The following is a 2188-nucleotide window of genomic DNA, read 5'->3' as shown; positions in this document are numbered from 1 at the left end:
TCAGTTTTCCCACCCCCCCCCCCCCCCTACTGCGGGGGGGCGGGCGCCGGTCCCGGCCCCCCGCCGCCCTCCGGCTCACGGTCGGCGGCCGGTGATCGCCACGATGCGGTCCAGCAGCGGGGCGTCGGCGGGGACGTCGACGGCGGTCCCCCAGAGCTCCGGAATCGGGGCTTCGGGCACGAACTCCTCGACGTGCTCCAGGCAGGCGCGCAGCGTCGGTTCGGGCAGGTCGAACGGCTGCCCGGTGGCCTGGGCCAGGTCCCAGCCGTGCACCACCACCTCGGTCAGCGCGATGCGCCCCCACTGGGCGTTGGTCAGCTCCACCCCGGCCGCCGGGGTGCGGCCTTCCCAAGCCGCCGCATCGCCCCAGGCCACGCCCAGGTCCCGGGCGTGCTCGGACACGACGTCGCGCCAGTCCGCTCCCAGCGGAGGGACGGGCTGATCGTCTTCCTCGCGCGCGAGCGAGGCGAACCCCCAGGCCGCCTCGTCCACGTGCGCGACCAGATCGCGCACCGCGTACTCGGCGCACGGCGTCGGGCGGTCCAGCTGCTCATCGGTGATCCCCGCCAGCAGTTCGGTCAGCTGCTCGCAGGCCGGCTTCAGGTCGATCACGGGGCCTCCTCCGGGAACGGATCGTCACCAGGTTCGACCGCCGCGCCCGCGCGGAATCATCGGTTCACCCGAAGCTGCGGAGGTAGGCGTCCGCTCCCCCGGGGTCGAGGAACCAGGTCTGGAAGTCGGCAGGGTCGTCGAAGCCGTCCGCGAAGCGGTTGCGGATCTCCGGGTGCTGCGCCGCCGCGGCCATGATCCGCTGCACGTGCGGCTGGGCGGGGCGCAGCGAGGTGTTCGTCCACGTCACCACGTGCTGCGCGTGCTGCCAGAACCGGTCGAAGCTCTGCTGCATCCAGGAGCGGTCGAACGGCTGCTCGCCGCGCGCCACGATGCTGTCCAAATAGGACTCCGCGCACCGGTTCGCGACGTTGGCGCCCTGCCCGGTGATCGGATCGTTGGCCACCACCGCGTCGCCCATGCCCAAGACCGCTGCGCCGGAAGGGAGTTCGGCGACCGGCTTGCGCACGACCGGGGTCACGCCACCGGCCAGCGTCGCGCGCTCGTCGGTCAGCTCCGCGCCGGTGAACCGCGCGTGCTCCGACGACAGGTGGTCGCGCATCAGCTCCAGCATCCGCGACCACTGCTCGTCCGCGCCGGGCCGATCCGACCAGCAGTCCATCGGGCCGTCCGGAATGCCCTCGTACAGCAGGACATCGCACGCCCCGCCGAAGGTGCAGCCGGGGATGACGTAGATGTCGCCGATGCCGGCGATCGAGTTCGCCCGGAGCAGACCGTCGTCCGGCACGTCCGGGGACGCGGCGGCCCCGCGGACGTAAGCCACCGCCAACGCCCGCTGCGGTGAGGTGAAGGGCGAGTGCTGCGGATCGCGCTCGAAGATCCGGCCGAGCTCGCCCGCACCCGTCGCGACCACCACCAGCTCGTAGCCCGGGGCCAGACCGTCCAATTCGGACGCCGTGACGTTGCGGTACTGCACGTCGCCGCCGCGCTCGGCGAAGAGCTCCAGCCAGCGCGCCATCTTCACCCGCTGGTCCACCGACTGCGCGGGCCGGGAGAACTCGCCCCGCCAGTCCAGCAGGCGCCCCTCCCCCGGCTTCTCGACGGTCTTCCGCAGCCCGGTGATCTGCGGCGCTTCGCCGTCCCAGAAGTTCAGGCCGCGGGCGCGTTCGTTGGCCAGCGCGGTGCCGAACATGGCCTGCGTGGACATCACCCGTCCGCCGCGGATCTGCTCGGGCGTCCGCCCGGAGATCAAGGTCACCTCGTACTGCTGGGCCTGCAGCCCGAGCGCCAGCTGCAGCCCGGCCTGCCCCGCCCCGACGATCAGGACCTTCCGCATCCCCGCGACCACCTTCCCGTCCGATCAACGCCACCCAGCATTCCCGACACACCGGCGCACGTCATGCCGACGTGCAGCAGGGGCGCCAGTTCCAGGCAGAACCGACGCCCCTGCGACCGGGATGATTCAGGGGCCGTCCCCGACCCCAGTTTTTGATCTTTTGCTCTGATTCGCCGCCAGGCGAATAGCCCACCCTCGGCGCTGGCACCGCCGCGGGTTCTCAGACGTCGCCTGGCGAGGACGGCCCAACTGCCGTGTATTGGCATACATAAAGTTGGGCAC

The 2188-nt window shown here is 71.9% G+C and carries 2 protein-coding genes; both read right to left on the bottom strand.

Going from position 1 to position 2188, the window contains the following annotated elements; all coding sequences use genetic code 11:
- Positions 1-75: 75 nt before the first annotated feature.
- Positions 76-612 (bottom strand): TIGR03086 family metal-binding protein, encoded by a 537-nt coding sequence (locus ABTZ89_RS38115; protein ID WP_351054218.1) that lies wholly within the window; start codon positions 610-612, stop codon positions 76-78.
- Between the two features lie 64 nt (positions 613-676).
- The gene (locus ABTZ89_RS38110; protein WP_351054215.1) at positions 677-1906 is read right to left on the bottom strand and encodes a styrene monooxygenase/indole monooxygenase family protein; all 1230 of its coding nucleotides are present in this window, start codon (positions 1904-1906) and stop codon (positions 677-679) included.
- Positions 1907-2188 lie beyond the last annotated feature (282 nt).

It is taken from the genome of Saccharopolyspora sp. NPDC002686, assembly GCF_040295745.1.
Lineage (GTDB): Bacteria > Actinomycetota > Actinomycetes > Mycobacteriales > Pseudonocardiaceae > Saccharopolyspora > Saccharopolyspora oryzae.
The sequence above is the reverse complement of the archived record's forward strand: the minus strand, read 5'-3'. Positions and strand labels throughout refer to the sequence as shown.

Bases quoted from the DNA above. Each gene is read 5' to 3' on its own strand.
- ABTZ89_RS38110 (WP_351054215.1), bottom strand. From the start codon at position 1,906: ATGCGGAAGGTCCTGATCGTCGGGGCGGGGCAGGCCGGGCTGCAGCTG.